At 65.9% G+C, this 17,480-nt stretch carries 15 protein-coding genes; 14 read left to right on the forward strand and 1 reads right to left on the reverse strand.

Features of this window, described 5'->3' with window-relative positions; genetic code table 11:
* Positions 1-10 precede the first annotated feature (10 nt).
* Positions 11-1,072, forward strand: coding sequence for an alpha/beta fold hydrolase (locus tag ACPTTC_RS06095; RefSeq protein WP_423391853.1), 1,062 nt, complete (start codon positions 11-13; stop codon positions 1,070-1,072).
* Between the two features lie 36 nt (positions 1,073-1,108).
* On the opposite strand, the gene ACPTTC_RS06100 is transcribed toward ACPTTC_RS06095, so the two are convergent.
* Positions 1,109-2,107: an LLM class flavin-dependent oxidoreductase gene (locus tag ACPTTC_RS06100; RefSeq protein WP_423391854.1), complete on the reverse strand. Its 999-nt coding sequence runs from the start codon at positions 2,105-2,107 to the stop codon at positions 1,109-1,111.
* Between the two features lie 639 nt (positions 2,108-2,746).
* On the opposite strand from ACPTTC_RS06100, the gene hpnI reads away from it, so the two are divergent.
* From hpnI to astD, 13 genes are all read left to right on the forward strand, one after another.
* Complete coding sequence (gene hpnI / locus ACPTTC_RS06105) at positions 2,747-3,922, forward strand: bacteriohopanetetrol glucosamine biosynthesis glycosyltransferase HpnI (RefSeq protein ID WP_423391855.1); 1,176 nt, start codon at positions 2,747-2,749, stop codon at positions 3,920-3,922.
* Between the two features lie 136 nt (positions 3,923-4,058).
* The gene (gene hpnJ, locus ACPTTC_RS06110) at positions 4,059-5,501 is read left to right on the forward strand and encodes a hopanoid biosynthesis associated radical SAM protein HpnJ (protein ID WP_306426902.1); all 1,443 of its coding nucleotides are present in this window, start codon (positions 4,059-4,061) and stop codon (positions 5,499-5,501) included.
* 3 nt (positions 5,502-5,504) lie between these two features.
* Complete coding sequence (gene hpnK / locus ACPTTC_RS06115) at positions 5,505-6,389, forward strand: hopanoid biosynthesis-associated protein HpnK (RefSeq protein WP_423391856.1); 885 nt, start codon at positions 5,505-5,507, stop codon at positions 6,387-6,389.
* Positions 6,386-7,423 (forward strand): HpnL family protein, encoded by a 1,038-nt coding sequence (locus ACPTTC_RS06120; protein ID WP_423391857.1) that lies wholly within the window; start codon positions 6,386-6,388, stop codon positions 7,421-7,423. Before hpnK ends, ACPTTC_RS06120 begins: the two co-directional genes overlap by 4 nt.
* A gap of 86 nt (positions 7,424-7,509) precedes the next feature.
* On the forward strand, positions 7,510-8,067 hold the full coding sequence (locus tag ACPTTC_RS06125) for a lipoprotein (protein WP_043182057.1): 558 nt from the start codon (positions 7,510-7,512) through the stop codon (positions 8,065-8,067).
* A 276-nt stretch (positions 8,068-8,343) separates the two neighbouring features.
* The gene (locus ACPTTC_RS06130) at positions 8,344-9,033 is read left to right on the forward strand and encodes an ABC transporter permease (protein WP_043182060.1); all 690 of its coding nucleotides are present in this window, start codon (positions 8,344-8,346) and stop codon (positions 9,031-9,033) included.
* Positions 9,030-9,743, forward strand: a complete 714-nt coding sequence (locus tag ACPTTC_RS06135; protein WP_043182061.1) for an ABC transporter permease — start codon at positions 9,030-9,032, stop codon at positions 9,741-9,743. Before ACPTTC_RS06130 ends, ACPTTC_RS06135 begins: the two co-directional genes overlap by 4 nt.
* A gap of 20 nt (positions 9,744-9,763) precedes the next feature.
* Entirely contained in the window at positions 9,764-10,564 is an 801-nt protein-coding gene (locus ACPTTC_RS06140) for an ABC transporter ATP-binding protein (protein ID WP_175951767.1), read from the forward strand.
* Between the two features lie 22 nt (positions 10,565-10,586).
* The gene (locus tag ACPTTC_RS06145) at positions 10,587-11,624 is read left to right on the forward strand and encodes a GlxA family transcriptional regulator (protein WP_423391858.1); all 1,038 of its coding nucleotides are present in this window, start codon (positions 10,587-10,589) and stop codon (positions 11,622-11,624) included.
* A 1,037-nt stretch (positions 11,625-12,661) separates the two neighbouring features.
* Complete coding sequence (locus ACPTTC_RS06150) at positions 12,662-13,894, forward strand: aspartate aminotransferase family protein (RefSeq protein ID WP_423391859.1); 1,233 nt, start codon at positions 12,662-12,664, stop codon at positions 13,892-13,894.
* Between the two features lie 30 nt (positions 13,895-13,924).
* A complete protein-coding gene (aruF, locus tag ACPTTC_RS06155; protein ID WP_423391860.1) occupies positions 13,925-14,977 on the forward strand; it encodes an arginine/ornithine succinyltransferase subunit alpha in 1,053 nt (350 codons plus the stop codon).
* On the forward strand, positions 14,974-16,005 hold the full coding sequence (gene astA / locus ACPTTC_RS06160) for an arginine N-succinyltransferase (RefSeq protein WP_175967359.1): 1,032 nt from the start codon (positions 14,974-14,976) through the stop codon (positions 16,003-16,005). The genes aruF and astA overlap by 4 nt, the downstream gene beginning before the upstream one ends.
* A 7-nt stretch (positions 16,006-16,012) precedes the next feature.
* The gene (gene astD / locus ACPTTC_RS06165; protein WP_423391861.1) at positions 16,013-17,476 is read left to right on the forward strand and encodes a succinylglutamate-semialdehyde dehydrogenase; all 1,464 of its coding nucleotides are present in this window, start codon (positions 16,013-16,015) and stop codon (positions 17,474-17,476) included.
* The last annotated feature ends 4 nt before the right edge of the window (positions 17,477-17,480 follow it).

Genomic DNA, 17,480 nt, shown 5'->3' on the forward strand with positions numbered 1-17,480 from the left:
CGTGATCGCCATGCTTTCGATTCGCAAGATGTTGTTTGCCGTGCGCGCCGCCGTGCTCGGCATGGGTGTCGCCGCCGTGTGCGCCATGCCTGCCACGGCGGCCGCCGCATCGCCCGCCGGCAACGACGGGCCCGTGTATGGCCCGCGCCTGGAAGGGTTCACCTATCCGGCACCCGTGCATCTGTACACGTTCGTATCGCAGCGCGAAACCCTCGAGATGGCCTATCTCGACGTGCAGCCGGCACACCCGAACGGCCGCACCGTCGTGCTGCTGCACGGGAAGAACTTCTGCGCGGCGACCTGGGAGGACACGATCGGCGTGCTGAGCCGTGCCGGCTATCGCGTGATCGCGCCGGACCAGATCGGCTTCTGCAAGTCGTCGAAGCCCGATCGTTACCAGTACAGCTTCCAGCAACTGGCGCGCAACACGCACGCGCTGCTCGAATCGGTGGGGGTGAAGTCGGCGACGATCGTCGGCCACTCGACGGGCGGGATGCTCGCGATGCGCTACGCGCTGATGTATCCGAAGGCGACCGACCAGCTCGTGCTCGTGAACCCGATCGGCCTCGAGGACTGGAAGGCGCTCGGCGTGCCGCCGCTGCCGGTCGACTACTGGTATGCGCGCGAACTGAAGACCACGGCCGACGGCATCCGCCGCTACGAGCAGGGCACGTACTACGCGGGCAAGTGGTCGCCGTCGTACGAGCGCTGGGTGCAGATGCTGGCCGGGATGTACCGTGGCGCGGGTCGCGATGCGGTCGCGTGGAACTCCGCGCTGATCTACGACATGATCCTCACGCAGCCGGTGGTCTATGAACTCGGCGCGATCCGCGTGCCGACGCTGCTGATGATCGGCGACAAGGACACGACCGCGATTGGCAAGGATGTCTCGCCGCCTGACGTGCATGCGAAGCTCGGCCGCTACCCGGAACTCGCGAAGCGCACGCAGGCCGCGATCCCCGGCGCGCAGCTCGTCGAGTTCCCGGCGCTCGGGCACGCGCCGCAGATCCAGGACCCGGACGCTTTCCACAAGGCGCTGCTCGACGGGCTCGAGGCCGTGCACCCGCAGTGATGCGGGGCCGGCCGCGGGCGGCCCGGGCGCGCGCCGTCAGTGCGTTTCGCTCGCGAGTTCGTCGCGGATCTGCGCGGTCAATTCGAACGAGCGCAGCCGTGCCGCGTGATCGTAGATCTGTGCGGTGACGATCAGTTCGTCGGCCCCCGTTTGCGCGATGCGGTCGCGCAGCTTGTCGCGCACCGTGTCGCGCGAGCCGACCGCCGCGAACGACAGCGAATGCGCGACGGTCGCGAGTTCCAGCTCGTTGGCCTCGAGCACGTCGACCGGCGGCGGCAGCTTGCCCGGCGTGCCGCGCCGCAGATTGATGAACTGCTGCTGCAGCGACGTGAACAGGCGCCGTGCCTCGTCGTCGGTATCGGCGACGAACACGTTGACGCCGACCATCGCATGCGGCTTCGGCCATGCGGCCGACGGCCGGTACTGCGCACGATAGATCTCGAGCGCGCGCATCAGGTAATCCGGCGCGAAGTGCGACGCGAACGCGAACGGCAGCCCGAGCATCGCGGCGAGCTGGGCGCTGAACAGGCTCGAGCCGAGCAGCCACACGGGCACGTCGAGCCCTGCGCCGGGCACTGCGCGCACGCGCTGGCCGGGCACGGGCTCCGCGAAGTAGCGCTGCAGCTCGGCGACATCATCCGGAAACGAGTCGGCGCTGCCGATCAGGTCGCGGCGCAGCGCGCGCGACGTGGTCTGGTCGGTGCCGGGCGCGCGGCCGAGGCCGAGATCGATGCGTCCCGGATACAGCGACGCGAGCGTGCCGAACTGCTCGGCAATCACGAGCGGCGCGTGATTCGGCAGCATGATGCCACCCGACCCGACCCGGATCGTTTGCGTGGCGCCCGCGACGTGGCCGATCACGACGGCGGTTGCCGCGCTCGCGATGCCGGGCATGTTGTGATGCTCGGCGAGCCAGTAACGCTGGTAACCCCAACGTTCCGCATGCTGCGCGAGATCGACGGTGTTGCGAAATGCCTGGGAGGCGTCGGCGCCGGCCGGAATGGGGGCGAGGTCGAGTACGGAAAACGGAGTCATCGGTTGGCCTTCGAACGGGGGAGCGGGGTGATGCACTTACGCAACAAATGCCGAGGATTTTGCCAAAGGGCACCGGAACGTGCTGGGGGCGGCCCGATACCCATGCGCCTTTCAGGGATGCAGGGTCGACTTGGGTGGTCGTTGCAAAAATCAATCTAATCGCCGATTAATTACCAATCTTTACGGCGATTGGATGTGAATCCGCATCGACATACAAATTTGCACGAAACGTTTGATTTTCAATACTGCAATACGCCTGCAAACCGCTTACGTTAACGTGAACACGGGTGTGCCCAAATGGTTCGCCGACTGCGCAGCTTTGCCGGAATTGCACCAGTCCGTTTCTCGTAGTGCCGAGCGCGGGGTGCCGCGGGCTGCTAAAATCCGGCGCCTGCCCATGTTGTGCCGAAGGTAGCCATACGAGTCTTCCCGTATCCCGTCCGGGTGTCGCGCGGAGATGCGCCACGCGAAGCCGGGCATGGCCATACCCGAAGGATGGGTCGGGCCTCCCTCATATACAGACGCTGCTGGAACAAGGAGTCGGGTCGTGCCCGCGTTCGTCGTTGTCGGAATACCGAATCACGCTCAATCATGCTCAGGCGTTCTTCATGGCGTTAAGGTCGCCGGGAGGCGTCGCGCATGACGGCAACCGCAACGATGCTCGACTGGCTCCTGATCGTCTTCACGCTGGCCGCGGCCGGCTATGCGCTCGTCGCCGCGTTCGCACCGCGGCCGCGTACGCCGCGCACGGCCATGCGCGACGGCTTCGAGCCGGTCAGCGTGCTCAAGCCGCTGTGCGGCGCGGAGCCGCACCTGTACGAAAACCTCGCGACGTTCTGCGAGCAGCGCCATCCGCGTTATGAAGTGCTGTTCGGCGTCGCGTCGGCGGCCGATCCGGCCATTGCCGTGGTCGAACGGCTGCGCGCCGATTATCCCGAGTGCGACATCACGCTCGTGGTCGATGCGCGCGTGCACGGCAAGAACCTGAAGGTCGCCAACCTGATCAACCTTGCCGAGCGCGCGAAGTACGGCCGCATCGTGATAGCGGACAGCGACATCGCGGTGAAGCCCGACTATCTGGAGCGCGTGACGGCGCCGCTCGCCGACGTGTCGGTGGGGGTCGTCACGTGCCTGTATCATGCGCGCAGCGTCGGCGGGTTCTGGACGCGGATCGGCGCACAGTTCGTCGACGCCTGGTTCGCGCCGTCGGTCCGGATCACGCACCTTGGCCGCTCGAGCCGCTTCGGCTTCGGCGCGACGCTCGCGCTGACGCGCGACACGCTCGACAGGATCGGCGGCTTTCCCGCGCTGAAGGACGAACTGGCCGACGATTTCTGGCTGGCCGAGCTGCCGCGCCGCCTCGGGCGACGCACCGTGCTGTCGGAGGTCGAGGTCGCGACCGACGTGATCGAACCGTCGTTCGGGCCGCTGTGGCACCGCGAAACGCGCTGGCTGCGCACGATCCGTTCGCTGAACCCGGCCGGCTTCACGTTCCTGTTCATTACGTTTACCGTGCCGTGGCTCGCAATCGGCGCGGCGCTCGCGCTGCGCCTCGATGGAACCTTCGCCGGCTCGCTGGCGGGCTGGGCGGCCGTGGTGGGCGCGTTCGGGCGGCTCGTGCTGCACGCGCGCGGCGAGGACGGCTGGCTCGCGTTCTGGCGCGACCTGCCGCTCGTCGCGGTGCGCGACACGCTGCTCGCGCTCGAATGGCTCGCGGCCGCGTTCGGCACGCACGTCGTGTGGCGCGGCGCGCGGATGACGGTCGTCGGCGGCGAACGCGCGACGGCGGCAGTGGAAGCAGTGGACGGCCGCTAGGGCCGCTCCAACCGAACCCGGCCCGAGGGCCGAGACGCGCTGCGCGGCGAGGCCGCGCGGCGCGACATGACAGAGAGGCGGGCGCCGGTACGGCGGCCCGCGGTTTTTTGACTGAATCGTTGTGACGAATCGAACTATGCAGGCTACCGGAGCATTCATGAAAACGCTGTTCTTGCAGGCCCCTTCGTATGACGGCTTCGACGGCGGAGCCGGCTCGCGCTATCAGGCGAAGCGCGAAATCCGTTCCTTCTGGTATCCGACGTGGCTTGCCCAGCCGGCCGCGCTCGTGCCGGGCAGCCGCGTCGTCGACGCACCGGCCGACGGCCTGTCGGTCGAGGAAACGCTGAAGATCGCGAACGACTACGACCTCGTGATCATCCACACGAGCACGCCGTCGTTCCCGACCGACGCGATGTTCGCGCAGGATCTCAAGAAGATGAAGCCGTCGATGCTGGTCGGCATGGTGGGCGCGAAGGTGATGGTCGATCCGCACAACTCGCTCACGGCGAGCGAGGCAATCGACTTCGTGTGCCGCGAGGAATTCGACTACACCTGCAAGGAAATCGCCGAAGGCAAGCCGTTCCCCGAGATCAAGGGCTTGAGCTGGCGCGCGAAGGACGGCTCGATCGAGCACAACGAAGCGCGTCCGATCCTCGAGAACATGGACGAACTGCCGTTCGTCGCGCCCGTCTACAAGCGCGACCTGAAGATCGACAACTACTTCATCGGCTACCTCAACTATCCGTACGTATCGATCTATACGGGCCGCGGCTGCAAGTCGCGCTGCACGTTCTGCCTGTGGCCGCAGACGGTCAGCGGCCATCGCTATCGCACGCGTTCGGTCGAGAACGTGCTCGCGGAAGCGAAGTGGATCCGCGACAACATGCCGGAAGTGAAGGAACTGATGTTCGACGACGACACCTTCACCGACGACCTGCCGCGCGCTGAGGCCATCGCCATCGGCCTGGGCAAGCTCGGCATCACGTGGTCGTGCAACGCGAAGGCGAACGTGCCGTACAAGACGCTCAAGGTCATGAAGGAAAACGGCCTGCGCCTGCTGCTGGTCGGCTTCGAATCCGGCGACGACCAGATCCTCGTGAACATCAAGAAGGGCGTGCGCACCGATTTCGCGCGCCGCTTCAGCGCGGACTGCAAGAAGCTCGGCATCAAGATCCACGGCACCTTCATCCTCGGCCTGCCGGGCGAGACGCAGGAGACCATCAAGAAGACGATCGAGTACGCGAAGGAAATCAATCCGCACACGATCCAGGTGTCGCTCGCCGCGCCGTATCCGGGCACGACGCTCTACAAGCAGGCCGTGGAAAACGGCTGGATGGAAGAGAACAAGACCATCAACCTGGTGAGCAAGGAAGGCGTGCAGCTCGCGGCGATCGGCTATGCGCACCTGTCGCGCGACGAGATCTATCACCATCTCGAGCAGTTCTATCGCCAGTTCTACTTCCGTCCGTCGAAGATCTGGGAGATCGTCCGCGAGATGCTGACGAGCTGGGACATGATGAAGCGCCGCCTGCGCGAAGGCGTCGAGTTCTTCCGCTTCCTGCGCGCACACGAGGCCTGATTCGTGACGACGCAGCGGGCGGCGCGGGCGCTGATCTTCACCGCGGACGACTTCGGGCTGCACCCGCGCGTCAACGCGGCGGTCGAGCGCGCGCACCGCGACGGCGTGCTGAACGCCGCGAGCCTGATGGTCGGCGCGCCCGCCGCGCAGGATGCAATCGAACGCGCGCGGCGGCTGCCGTCGCTCGCGGTCGGCCTGCATCTCGTCCTCGCGGACGGACCGGCCACGCTGCCCGCGCATGAGATCGCCGCGCTCGTCGGCCCCGACGGGCGCTTCGACGATGCGATGGCGAAGGACGGCTGCCGCTTCTTCTTCCTGCCGCACGTGCGGGCGCAGCTGCGCCGCGAGATTCGCGCGCAGTTCGACGCGTTCGCGGCGAGCGGCCTGCCGCTCGACCACGTGAACGCGCACAAGCATTTCCACCTGCATCCGACCGTGCTGTCGATGATCATCGAGATCGGCCGCGACTACGGGCTGCGCGCGGTGCGGCTGCCGTACGAGACGAGCGCCCCCGCGCTGCTCAAGCCGTGGATCGCGCTCGTGCGCGCGCGGCTCGACCGCGCGGGGCTCGCACACAACGACTACGTGGTCGGGATCGAGCATACGGGCGCGATGGACGAGGCCGTGTTGCTCGACGCGCTGGCCAAGCTGCCGCCGGGCGTCGGCGAGATCTACTGCCATCCGGCCGAAGCCGGCGACGGCCCGATCACGCCGACGATGGCCGGCTACCGTCCGGTGGACGAACTCGACGCGCTGCTGTCGCCGCGCGTCGCGGCCGCGCTGAAGGCCGCAGGCGTCGCGACCGGCGGCTTTGCCGACGTGTTCGGTCAGCCCGCGGCACGGTGCGGCGCACAAGCGTCGCGTGCACCGGGGGCGCAGCCGTCATGACCAAGTGGATCAAATGGCTCGGCTGGCCGCTCGGTATCGGCATCCTGCTCGCGCTGGGGCTGCACGAAGGTATCGGCGACGTGTCGCAGATGCTCGCGCGCGCCGGTTACGCGCTGCTGTGGCTCGTGCCGTTCCATGCGCTGCCGCTGCTGCTCGATGCGTATGCGTGGCACTTGCTGCTCGACAAGCGCTCATCGCTGCCGTTCCTGTGGTGGATTGCCACGGTCCGCGAAGCGGTGAACCGGCTGCTGCCGGTGGTCGGGATCGGCGGCGAACTGGTCGGCATCCGGCTTGCGCGCTGGCAGGTGCCCGACGCGAGCCGTGTGACGGCATCGGTGATCGTCGAGGTGCTCGTGACGATCGTCGTCCAGTATGCGTTCGCGGCGCTCGGCCTCGTGCTGCTGCTTTCGACGACGGACAACATGGGCGGCGGCACGATCGGCCTCGCGCTGCTGCTCACGCTGCCGCTGCCGGTGCTCGGCGTCGTGCTGATGCGTCGCGGCGGCATCTTCCATGCGATCGAGCGTTTCGCGGGCCGCCTGCTCGGCGACTCGCACCGGCTGTTGCAGGGTGTCGACGGCAAGCGGCTCGATGCCGACATCGATGGGCTGATGTCGCGCACGGGCCTGCTGTTCAGCGCATTCTTCTGGCAACTGGCCGGCTACGTGCTCGGCGCGCTCGAGATCTACTGGGCGCTCGCGCTGCTCGGCCATCCGGTGTCGATCGGCGGCGCGATCGCGATCGAGGCGATGACGCAGGCCGTGCGTCATGCGGCGTTCATGGTGCCGGGCGGCCTCGGCGTGCAGGAGGCGACGGTCGTGCTGCTCGCGCAGATGTTCGGCGTCGACCGCGAGACGGCGCTGTCGCTCGCGCTGGTCAAGCGCGGCCGCGAGGTGCTGTTCGGCTGCCTGGCGCTCGGTTCGTGGCAACTCGCCGAACTCGTGCGCACGCGGCGTCGCATCAGTGCGCCGCCGGCCGTGCCGCGCGCGCCGCAAGCGACGAGCCGCGTGGCCGAGACCGAAACGATGCATTAACACGAGACGGGCCGCGCGCCCGTCTCGCGCTTTTGGCGTCGCGCGGGTATCCTTGGCGCGTGTTTTCTCGACGCGCATTTCTTCCGATGAATTTCCGTTTCCGGCTGCTTCCCGTCACGATGCTGGCCGCCGCGCTGGCGCTGACCGGCTGCGACGACAAGCAAGGCAACCTCGACGTGCAACGTATCAGGGACTTCTTCAACGCGATCAAGCCCGCGCCGCTGCTGCTGAAGGGGCTGAAGGTCGGCGAATCGACCGAGGCCGACGTGCGCGGCACGATGGGCAAGCCCGAGACCGAGCGTGACTTCACCGACGGCTCGAAGCGTCTCGAATACCCGCGCGGCCCGATGGGCAACCAGACGTGGTTCGTCGATCTCGATGCGAACGGCCGCTATACGGGCGCGACGCAGGTGCTGACCGCCGAGAATTTCGCGAAGGTGCGCCCGGGGATGAACGAGGACGAAGTGCGGCGCCTGCTCGGCAAGCCGGGCGACATCGCGCAGTATCCGCTCAAGCCCGAGACGGTCTGGAGCTGGCGCTGGCTCGAGGACGGCGTCAACACCGACGCATTCTTCAACGTCCATTTCGGTCCGGACGGGCTTGTCTATACGACTTCGCGCTCCGACATCCTGAAGGGGCGATAACCGCAGCCGCAGCCCGCTTCGGCGCTATATCGAAAAAGCGACCGGAAAATTGCAAAAAGTCCGCTTCCCTGCCCGTTATCCGGTTGTCAGGGAGCGGCTTTTTTCCTTTTGAAACAGGGTTGTAGGCCGGAGTTGTAAATGGTGGGGCGGATTGCTGCGACGCAGCAATCGCATGCAAGGTGATTTGAGACAATCAATTTCGCTTGCGACTATCCGCGTCAGCCCGGCGCGGGACAGGCATACGCGTCGGCATCCATTCCAACTCTGGAGACGCGCGTGTTCCTTTACGGCTTTGGTCCCGTCCTCTGGGCCGGCACCGTGCAGACCATCGAGCTGTCGGTGCTGTCGCTCGCCACTGCGGTGGCGCTGGGGCTGATCGGCGCGGTGGCGAAGCTGTCGCACAACCGGGTGCTGCGAGCGATCGCGACCGGTTATACGACGCTGATCCGCTCGGTGCCCGATCTCGTCCTGATGCTGCTGTTGTTCTACAGCATCCAGATCTGGCTGAACCAGTTCACCGACTTCGTCGGCTGGGACCAGATCGACATCGACCCGTTCGTGGCCGGCGTGCTGACGCTCGGCTTCATCTACGGTGCGTACTTCACCGAGACGTTCCGCGGCGCGTTCCTGTCGGTGCCGCGCGGCCAGCTCGAAGCCGGTGCGGCTTACGGGATGAGCGGCGCGCGCGTGTTCGCGCGGATCATGTTTCCGCAGATGATGCGCTTTGCATTGCCCGGGATCGGGAACAACTGGCAGGTGCTCGTGAAGGCCACCGCGCTGGTGTCGATCATCGGCCTGGCGGACGTCGTGAAGGCCGCGCAGGACGCCGGCAAGAGCACGTTCAACATGTTCTTCTTCATCCTCGTCGCGGCGCTGATCTATCTCGCGATCACGACCGTTTCCAACCTCGTGCTGATCCAGCTCGAGAAGCGATATTCCATGGGCGTGCGGCACGCAGAACTATGATCGAGATCCTTCAGGAATTCGGCCAGGCGTTCCTTTACTGGGACGGCCAGCGCCTCTCCGGCCTCGCGGTGACGCTGTGGCTGCTCGTCGCGTCGATTTCGCTCGGCTTCGTGTGCGCGGTGCCGCTCGCGGTTGCGCGCGTGTCGAGGAACAAGTGGGTGTCGACGCCGGTGCGGTTCTACACGTACGTATTCCGCGGCACGCCGCTCTACGTGCAGTTGCTGCTGCTGTACACGGGCATGTACAGCCTCGAGTTCGTGCGTTCGCATTCGCTGCTCGATGCGTTCTTCCGCAGCGGCTTCAACTGCGCGATTCTCGCGTTCGCGCTGAACACCTGTGCGTACACCACCGAGATCTTCGCGGGGGCGATCCGCGCGATTCCGCACGGCGAGGTCGAGGCCGCGCGCGCATACGGGATGTCGCCGTTCACGATGTACCGCCGCGTGATCCTGCCGTCGGCGCTGCGCCGCGCGCTGCCGCTGTACAGCAACGAAGTGATCCTGATGCTGCACGCGACGACCGTTGCGTTCACGGCGACCGTACCGGACATCCTGAAGGTCGCGCGCGACGCGAATTCCGCGACCTACATGGCGTTCCAGTCGTTCGGAATCGCCGCGCTGATCTATCTTGCGGTATCTTTCGCACTCGTCGCGGCGTTTCGCCGCGCGGAGCGCCACTGGCTTGCGTATCTCGCGGCCGCCCGTCATTGAATCACTTCGAGGAGAGCCAGTTGGCCGAGATCACTCAAACGAGCGCTGCCGCTTCCGTCAAGCTTGCCGCGATCGACATTCACAAGCGCTACGGTGACAACGAAGTGCTCAAGGGCGTATCGCTGAACGCGAAGGCCGGTGACGTCATCAGCATCATCGGCGCGAGCGGCTCGGGCAAGAGCACGTTCCTGCGCTGCATCAATTTTCTCGAACGGCCGAATGCGGGGCAGATCGTCGTCGACGGCGAGACCGTGCGCACGAAGACCGACCGCGCCGGGGCGCTCGAAGTCGCCGATCACAAGCAACTGCAGCGGATTCGCACGAAGCTCGCGATGGTGTTCCAGCACTTCAATCTGTGGGCGCACATGAACGTGCTCGAGAACGTGATGGAAGCGCCGGTGCACGTGCTCGGCATTTCGAAGAAGGAAGCCGAGGAGCGTGCACGCGCGTATCTCGAGAAAGTCGGCCTCGCGCCGCGCGTCGAGAAGCAGTATCCGTCGCACCTGTCGGGCGGTCAGCAGCAGCGCGTGGCGATTGCACGCGCGCTGGCGATGCATCCGGACGTGATGCTGTTCGACGAGCCGACGTCGGCGCTCGACCCGGAGCTGGTGGGCGAAGTGCTGAAGGTGATGCAGAAGCTCGCCGAGGAAGGCCGCACGATGATCGTCGTCACGCACGAGATGGGTTTCGCGCGCAACGTGTCGAATCACGTGATGTTCCTGCATCAGGGGCGGACCGAGGAAGAGGGCGATCCGAAGGAAGTGCTGGTACGCCCGCAGAGCGAGCGGCTCAAGCAGTTCCTGTCGGGCAGTCTCAAGTAACGCGACAGGGCAGGTTTCAACCGTGGTACCGGTGTCTCGTCCCGCAGGCGCCACCCGCACGACGCAGGTGGCGATCGTTGCATTGCCGCCCGTGTCGATGTCGGGCGTGGGTCCGATCGTCGATGCGTTGAACCTCGCGAACGAGATCGACGGGCGGCTGCTGTATCGCTGGCAGGTGTGTTCGTGGGACGGGCGGCCCGTGACGCTCGCGGGCGGCGCGCAATGGCATGCCGATGCGGCGTTCAACGATGCGATCGCGTGCGACTGGCTGATCGTCGTGTCCGAGCGGTTCCAGCAGTTCGCCGATTACCGGCTGTTTCTCGCGAGTCTCGCGCGGGTCGGGCAGCGCACGCCGGTCGTGACCGGCATTCATCATGGCGTGTGGTGGCTGGCGATGGCCGGGCAGCTTTCCGGGTATCGCGTGAGCGTGAACTGGGAAACGTATCAGCAGTTCGCCGAGCAGTTCGAGCGCTCGATCGTCACGCAGCAGATCTTCGAGATCGATCGGGATCGCGCGACGTGCGCGGGTGGGCAGGCTACCGTGGATTTCATGCTGGCCATGATTGGCCGGGAGCATGGGCCCGATCTGGGCGAGCGGATTGCCGATGCGCTGGGCGCCGGGACCTTGCGCAGTGGCGAGGAACGTCAGCGGATTCCTTTCGTGACCGCGCCCGGCGAGCGGCATCCGCGGTTGAACGATGCGTTGCTGCTCATGGAAGCCAATGTCGAGGATCCTCTGACGACCGATGAGATCGCCGAATTGGTCGGCGTTTCGCGCCGACAGTTAGAGCGGTTGTTTCGGCAGTATCTTGGGGCGATGCCCTCGAAGTATTACCTCAATCTTCGGTTGCTCAAGGCTCGGACCCAGTTGCAGCGCACGAGCAAATCGGTCGTTCAAGTCAGCCTCGCCTGTGGGTTTTCTTCTGCTGCGCATTTTTCCAATGCCTATCGGGAGAGGTTCGGTGTTACGCCTCGGGAAGATCGGCGAGCGTGGCTCGAAAAGCAAACCGGGGGGGAGCCTCGCGGGGGCGCGTTGGTTGAGCGGGAGGGGAAGGATTGATTCGTGGTTTCGTGGTTTGCTTGCGGTTTTCGTGAAGCACCTGTGATCGTATCGGTCTATTAGTGTCGCCCCTGCGCGGGGCGGCGGTTACTTTTCTTTGTCTTGCCAAAGAAAAGTAACCAAAAGAAAGGCGCTGTGAAAACGCATGACTTCCCGGTGCCATGGTCATCGGAGTGGCCCTCGCCTAAGTGTCCGCGCCAGTCAGGAAAACGGAGTGGTTCGAGCAATGGTTCTGACGCCACTCACCACCCAACAGAGCGGTATACCGCCCGCAAGCTCCATCCTCGCTTCGCTCGGTTGCAAGGTGCTTCAAGTCGCGTGGTTGGCACTCATGTGCTTCCGCCCGCGCAGCACGTCGGGTCCGATACTCTGACCAATCACGCCCCTCTGACGACCGGGCCGGTTGCCTGTTATCGCTGCTCAACGGCGCTATGAGGGCGAGTGTTTTCGTGTTGGTGAGTATGTCCCTCTTTTTCTGCAGCGAGAGGTGAGGACCGCGTACGTATCGGGTTTTGGGTGATATTCCGATTGTGCTGCTAGAGGGGGTGTGTACCTGTCGGCCGAGCGAAGCGAGGGCGGAGCTTGCGGGCGGTATACCGCTCTGTTGGGTGGTGAGTGGCGTCAGAACCATTGCTCGAACCACTCCGTTTTCCTGACTGGCGCGGACACTTAGGCGAGGGCCACTCCGATGACCATGGCACCGGGAAGTCATGCGTTTTCACAGCGCCTTTCTTTTGGTTACTTTTCTTTGGCAAGACAAAGAAAAGTAACCGCCGCCCCGCGCAGGGGCGACACTAATAGACCGATACGATCACAGGTGCTTCACGATCCCAGGTGCTTCACGCCAAACGGCAAGCAAACCACCCAAAACCCCCAAAAAAACGAGACACGAAAACACGAAGCCCCCCGCCGGGAGGGCAAAATAAAGCGAACTATCCGCTTCCGATAGAACCCGTCGCAATTCCGCAAGACGCTTGCGTCACCCTTACCTAAACTTGATCCTGTTGAACCCTCTTACGAAACCGAAAGGAACGACCATGACGACCTCGACCGTGACCCGCCAGACATTCGATGAAGTGATGGTGCCGGTATTTTCCCCCGCGCCGTTCGTGCCGGATCGCGCAGAGGGCTCCCGCGTGTGGGACACGGCCGGCCGCGAATACATCGATTTCGCGTGCGGTATCGCCGTGACGTCGCTCGGCCACGGCCACCCGGAACTGCTGAAAGTCCTGGACGAACAAAGCCGCAAGCTCTGGCACATCGGCAATGGCTACACGAACGAGCCGGTGCTGCGCCTCGCAAAGCGCCTCGAATCGCTGACCTTCGCCGACCGCGCATTCTTCGCGAACTCGGGCGCGGAAGCGAACGAAGCCGCACTGAAGCTCGCTCGCCGAGTCGCATTCGATCGCCACGGCGCCGATAAAGCCGAAATCATCTCGTTCGTGCAGTCGTTCCACGGCCGCACGTTCTTCACGGTCAGCGTCGGCGGCCAGCCGAAGTACTCGGAAGGCTTCGGCCCCGTGCCGGCCGGCATCACGCACCTCCCATACAACGACATCGAAGCCGCCAAGGCCGCGATCGGCCCGCAAACCTGCGCGGTGATCGTCGAGCCCGTGCAAGGCGAAGGTGGCGTGATCCCGGCCGATCCGGCCTTCCTGAAGGCGTTGCGCGAAGCCTGCGACGCCAACGACGCACTGCTGATCTTCGACGAAGTGCAAACGGGCGTCGGCCGCACGGGCCAGTTCTACGCTTACATGGATACCGGCGTCACGCCGGACATCCTGACGACCGCGAAGGCGCTCGGCAACGGCTTCCCGATCGGCGCGATGCTGACGACGAACGAACTGGCCGCGCACTTCAAGGTCGGCGTGCACGGCACGACGTACGGCGGCAACCCGCTCGCATCGGCAATCGCCGACAAGGTCGTTGAACTGATCGGCGACCCGGCACTGCTCGAAGGCGTGCGCGAACGCAGCGTGCGCCTGAAGGGCGCGCTCGAGCGCATCAACGCGCGCTTCGGTATCTTCAAGGACGTGCGCGGCAAGGGCCTGCTCGTCGGCGCGGAACTCACCGCCGCGTTCGACGGCCGCGCGAAGGACTTCGTCACCGCAGCAGCAGAGAACGGCCTGATCATGCTGATCGCCGGCCCGAACGTGCTGCGCTTCGTCCCGTCGCTGGTGATCCCGTTCGACCTGCTCGACGAAGGCATGAAGCGCTTCGAAAAGGCAGTCGAACAAGTGCTCGCCGCCCAGGAAGCCACCGCGCGCTGATCGGCGCACCCATCGCAGACAGGAACGACGATGCTATTTGTTCGCCCCGGCAAACTCACGGATCTCGATGCGCTCGCGCACATGGCGCGCACCGCGCAGCCGGTCCTGCACTCGCTGCCGCACGACCGCGCGGCGCTCGAGGCGCGCGTGGCGCTCTCCGAGGATTCGTTTCGCGCGGACGTCGACTTCGCCGGCGAGGAGTTCTACCTCTTCGTGCTCGAGGATTCGTCGACCGGCAAGCTGCTCGGCACGGCGAGCATCGTGGCCGCGGCCGGCTATTCGGAACCGTTCTACGCATTCCGAAACGACGCACTGATCCACGCGTCGCGCGAGCTGCACGTGAACCGCAAGATCCACGCGCTCACGATGTCGCACGAGCTGACCGGCAAGAGCCGGCTGGCGGGCTTCTACGTTGATCCGTCGCTGCGCGGCGACGCGGCCGCGCACCTGATCTCGCGTGCGCGGATGATGTACATCGCCGCGAACCGCCGCCGCTTCACGCCGGAAGTGTTCACGCTGCTGCTCGGCGTGAGCGACGGCAACGGCGCATCGCCGTTCTGGGAAGCGGTGGGCCGCAAGTTCTTCGGCCGCAACTTCACCGACGTCGACATCGCGTCGGGCGGCCGCAGTCGTACCTTCATCGCGGAAGTGATGCCGGCCTATCCGCTCTACGTGCCGCTGCTGCCGGAAGCCGCGCAGCGCGTGCTCGGCGAGCCGAACGAATCGGCGCTGCTCGCGTACGACATCCATCTCGAGGAAGGCTTCGAGCCCGACCGCTTCGTCGACATCTTCGACGCGGGCCCGGTGCTGACCGCGCAGGTCGATCGCACCGCGTGCGTGAAGCACGGCGCCGAGCGCATCGTGCGCGAGGCCGCGCACCAGCAGGGCGATGTCGCATACATGGTGTCGACGGGCAGCGGCGAATCGTTCCGCTGTGTGCTGGCCGACCTGCCGGGCGATGCGGGTGACGCGCCGCTGGCCGGCGACGTGCGCGCGGCGCTCGATGTGAAGGATGGCGATGTCGTGCGCTGCGTGCCGCTGCATCGTCGCGACGATGAAGATTTGAAGGGAGACGCAGCATGATCGTCGTTCGGGTCGTACAAACGGGCGACGTCGACGCGCTCGTGTCGCTCGCGAAGGAAACCGGGCCGGGCCTGACCACGTTCAAGCCCGACCGCGACGCGCTCGCCGCGCGCATCGAGCGCACGCGCCGCACGCTCGCGGGCGAGGCGGCGCCCGGCGAAGCCGGCTACTTCTTCGTGATGGAAGAATCGAAGACGGGCGACATTGCAGGCGTGTGCGGGATCGAATCGCAGGTCGGCCTCGAACAACCGTTCTACAACTACCGCGTGAGCACGGTCGTGCACGCGAGCCAGGAACTCGGCGTGTGGACGCGGATGTCCGCGCTGAACATCTCGCACGACCTGACGGGCTATGCGGAAGTGTGCTCGCTGTTCCTGAGCCCGCGTTATCGCACGGGCGGCGTGGGCGGCCTGCTGTCGCGCTCGCGCTTCATGTTCATCGCGCAGTTCCGCGAACGCTTTCCGGAGCGCATCTGCGCGGAATTGCGCGGCCACTTCGACGAAGACGGCACGTCGCCGTTCTGGCGCGCGGTCGGTTCGCACTTCTACCAGATCGATTTCAACGCGGCCGACTATCTCAGTTCGCACGGCCGCAAGTCGTTCCTCGCGGAACTGATGCCGCGCTACCCGGTGTACGTCGACCTGCTGCCGCAGGACGCGCAGGATGCGGTCGGTCTCACGCACCGCGACACGCTGCCGGCCCGCAAGATGCTCGAAGCGGAAGGGCTGCGCTACCAGAATCACGTCGACATCTTCGACGCGGGCCCCGTGCTCGAATGCCACGTCAACGACCTGCGCACGGTGCGCGAGAGCGTCGTCGTGCCGGTCGCGATCGGCGTGCCGGATGCAGGCGGCGACGCACCACGTTCGCTCGTGTCGAACACGTCGCTCACCGATTTCCGCGTCGGCGTCGCGCCGGGCGTGGTCGCGAACGGCTCGTTCGTGCTGTCGGCCGACGATGCCGTCGCGCTCGACGTGAAGGCCGGCGATCCGGTGCGCGTGCTGCCGCTCAAAGTCAAACAGGGATAAACGAATCATGACGGAACTCTTCATCGACGGCGCCTGGGTCGCAGGCTCGGGCCCCGTGTTCGCTTCGCGCAACCCGGGCACCGACGAGATCGCGTGGCAGGGCGCGAGCGCGTCGGCGGCCGACGTCGACCGCGCGGTCGCGAGCGCGCGCCGCGCATTCGCCGGCTGGTCGGCGCTCGACTTCGAATCGCGCTGCGCGATCGTCAAGCGATTCGCCGCGCTGCTCAACGAGCGCAAGGAAACGATCGCGACCGCGATCGGCCGCGAGACGGGCAAGCCGCTGTGGGAAGCGCGCACCGAAGTCGCGTCGATGGCCGCGAAGGTCGGCATCTCGATCCAGGCCTACCAGGAACGCACCGGCGAGAAGCGCCAGGACATGGCCGACGGCGTCGCGGTGCTGCGTCACCGCCCGCACGGCGTCGTCGCGGTGTTCGGCCCGTACAACTTCCCCGGTCACTTGCCGAACGGCCATATCGTGCCCGCGCTGATCGCCGGCAATGCGGTCGTGTTCAAGCCGTCGGAGCTCGCACCGGGCGTCGCGCGCGCGACGGTCGAAGTGTGGAAGGAAGCCGGCCTGCCGGACGGCGTGCTGAACCTCGTGCAGGGCGAGAAGGATACCGGCATCGCGCTCGCGAACCATCGGCAGATCGACGGGTTGTTCTTCACGGGCAGCTCGGACACCGGCACGCTGCTGCACAAGCAGTTCGGCGGCCGTCCGGAAATCGTGCTCGCGCTCGAGATGGGCGGCAACAACCCGCTCGTGATCGGCGAAGTCGAAGATATCGACGCGGCCGTGCATCACACGATCCAGTCGGCGTTCCTGTCGGCCGGCCAGCGCTGCACGTGCGCGCGCCGCATCTTCGTGCCGCAGGGCACGTTCGGCGATCGCTTCCTCGCGCGCTTCGCCGACGTCACGTCGAAGATCACGGCCGACGTGTTCGACGCCGATCCGCAGCCGTTCATGGGCGCGGTGATCTCGGCGCGTGCGGCGGCGAAGCTCGTCGACGCGCAGTCGCACCTGATCGAGCAGGGCGCGAAACCGATCATCGCGATGACGCAGCGCGATCCGCGCCTCGGCTTCGTGAACGCGGCGATCGTCGACGTGACGGGCGTCGCGAACCTGCCGGACGAGGAACACTTCGGCCCGCTCGCGCAGATCGTGCGCTACGCGACGTTCGACGATGCGATCGCGCGCGCGAACGACACGGCGTTCGGCCTGTCCGCCGGCCTGCTCGCCGACGACGCGCACGCGTGGGAACACTTCCGTCGCACGATTCGCGCCGGGATCGTCAACTGGAACCGGCCGACCAATGGTGCGTCGTCCGCGGCGCCGTTCGGCGGCACCGGCCGCTCGGGCAACCATCGCCCGAGCGCGTACTACGCGGCCGACTATTGCGCGTATCCGATGGCGTCGGTGGAAAGCACGCAACTGACCTTGCCCGCGAGCCTGTCGCCGGGCCTGCATTTCTGATCGA

The sequence above is a fragment of the Burkholderia mycopellens genome, assembly GCF_964265025.1.
Taxonomy (GTDB): Bacteria; Pseudomonadota; Gammaproteobacteria; order Burkholderiales; family Burkholderiaceae; genus Burkholderia.

What these genes read in the sequence shown, in the direction of transcription:
- ACPTTC_RS06095 (WP_423391853.1), top strand. Translation starts at nt 11, where the DNA reads ATGCTTTCGATTCGCAAGATGTTGTTTGCCGTGCGCGCCGCCGTGCTC.
- ACPTTC_RS06100 (WP_423391854.1), bottom strand. Translation starts at nt 2,107, where the DNA reads ATGACTCCGTTTTCCGTACTCGACCTCGCCCCCATTCCGGCCGGCGCC.
- hpnI (WP_423391855.1), top strand. Translation starts at nt 2,747, where the DNA reads ATGACGGCAACCGCAACGATGCTCGACTGGCTCCTGATCGTCTTCACG.
- hpnJ (WP_306426902.1), top strand. Translation starts at nt 4,059, where the DNA reads ATGCAGGCTACCGGAGCATTCATGAAAACGCTGTTCTTGCAGGCCCCT.
- ACPTTC_RS06120 (WP_423391857.1), top strand. Translation starts at nt 6,386, where the DNA reads ATGACCAAGTGGATCAAATGGCTCGGCTGGCCGCTCGGTATCGGCATC.
- ACPTTC_RS06125 (WP_043182057.1), top strand. Translation starts at nt 7,510, where the DNA reads ATGAATTTCCGTTTCCGGCTGCTTCCCGTCACGATGCTGGCCGCCGCG.
- ACPTTC_RS06135 (WP_043182061.1), top strand. Translation starts at nt 9,030, where the DNA reads ATGATCGAGATCCTTCAGGAATTCGGCCAGGCGTTCCTTTACTGGGAC.
- ACPTTC_RS06150 (WP_423391859.1), top strand. Translation starts at nt 12,662, where the DNA reads ATGACGACCTCGACCGTGACCCGCCAGACATTCGATGAAGTGATGGTG.
- aruF (WP_423391860.1), top strand. Translation starts at nt 13,925, where the DNA reads ATGCTATTTGTTCGCCCCGGCAAACTCACGGATCTCGATGCGCTCGCG.
- astA (WP_175967359.1), top strand. Translation starts at nt 14,974, where the DNA reads ATGATCGTCGTTCGGGTCGTACAAACGGGCGACGTCGACGCGCTCGTG.
- astD (WP_423391861.1), top strand. Translation starts at nt 16,013, where the DNA reads ATGACGGAACTCTTCATCGACGGCGCCTGGGTCGCAGGCTCGGGCCCC.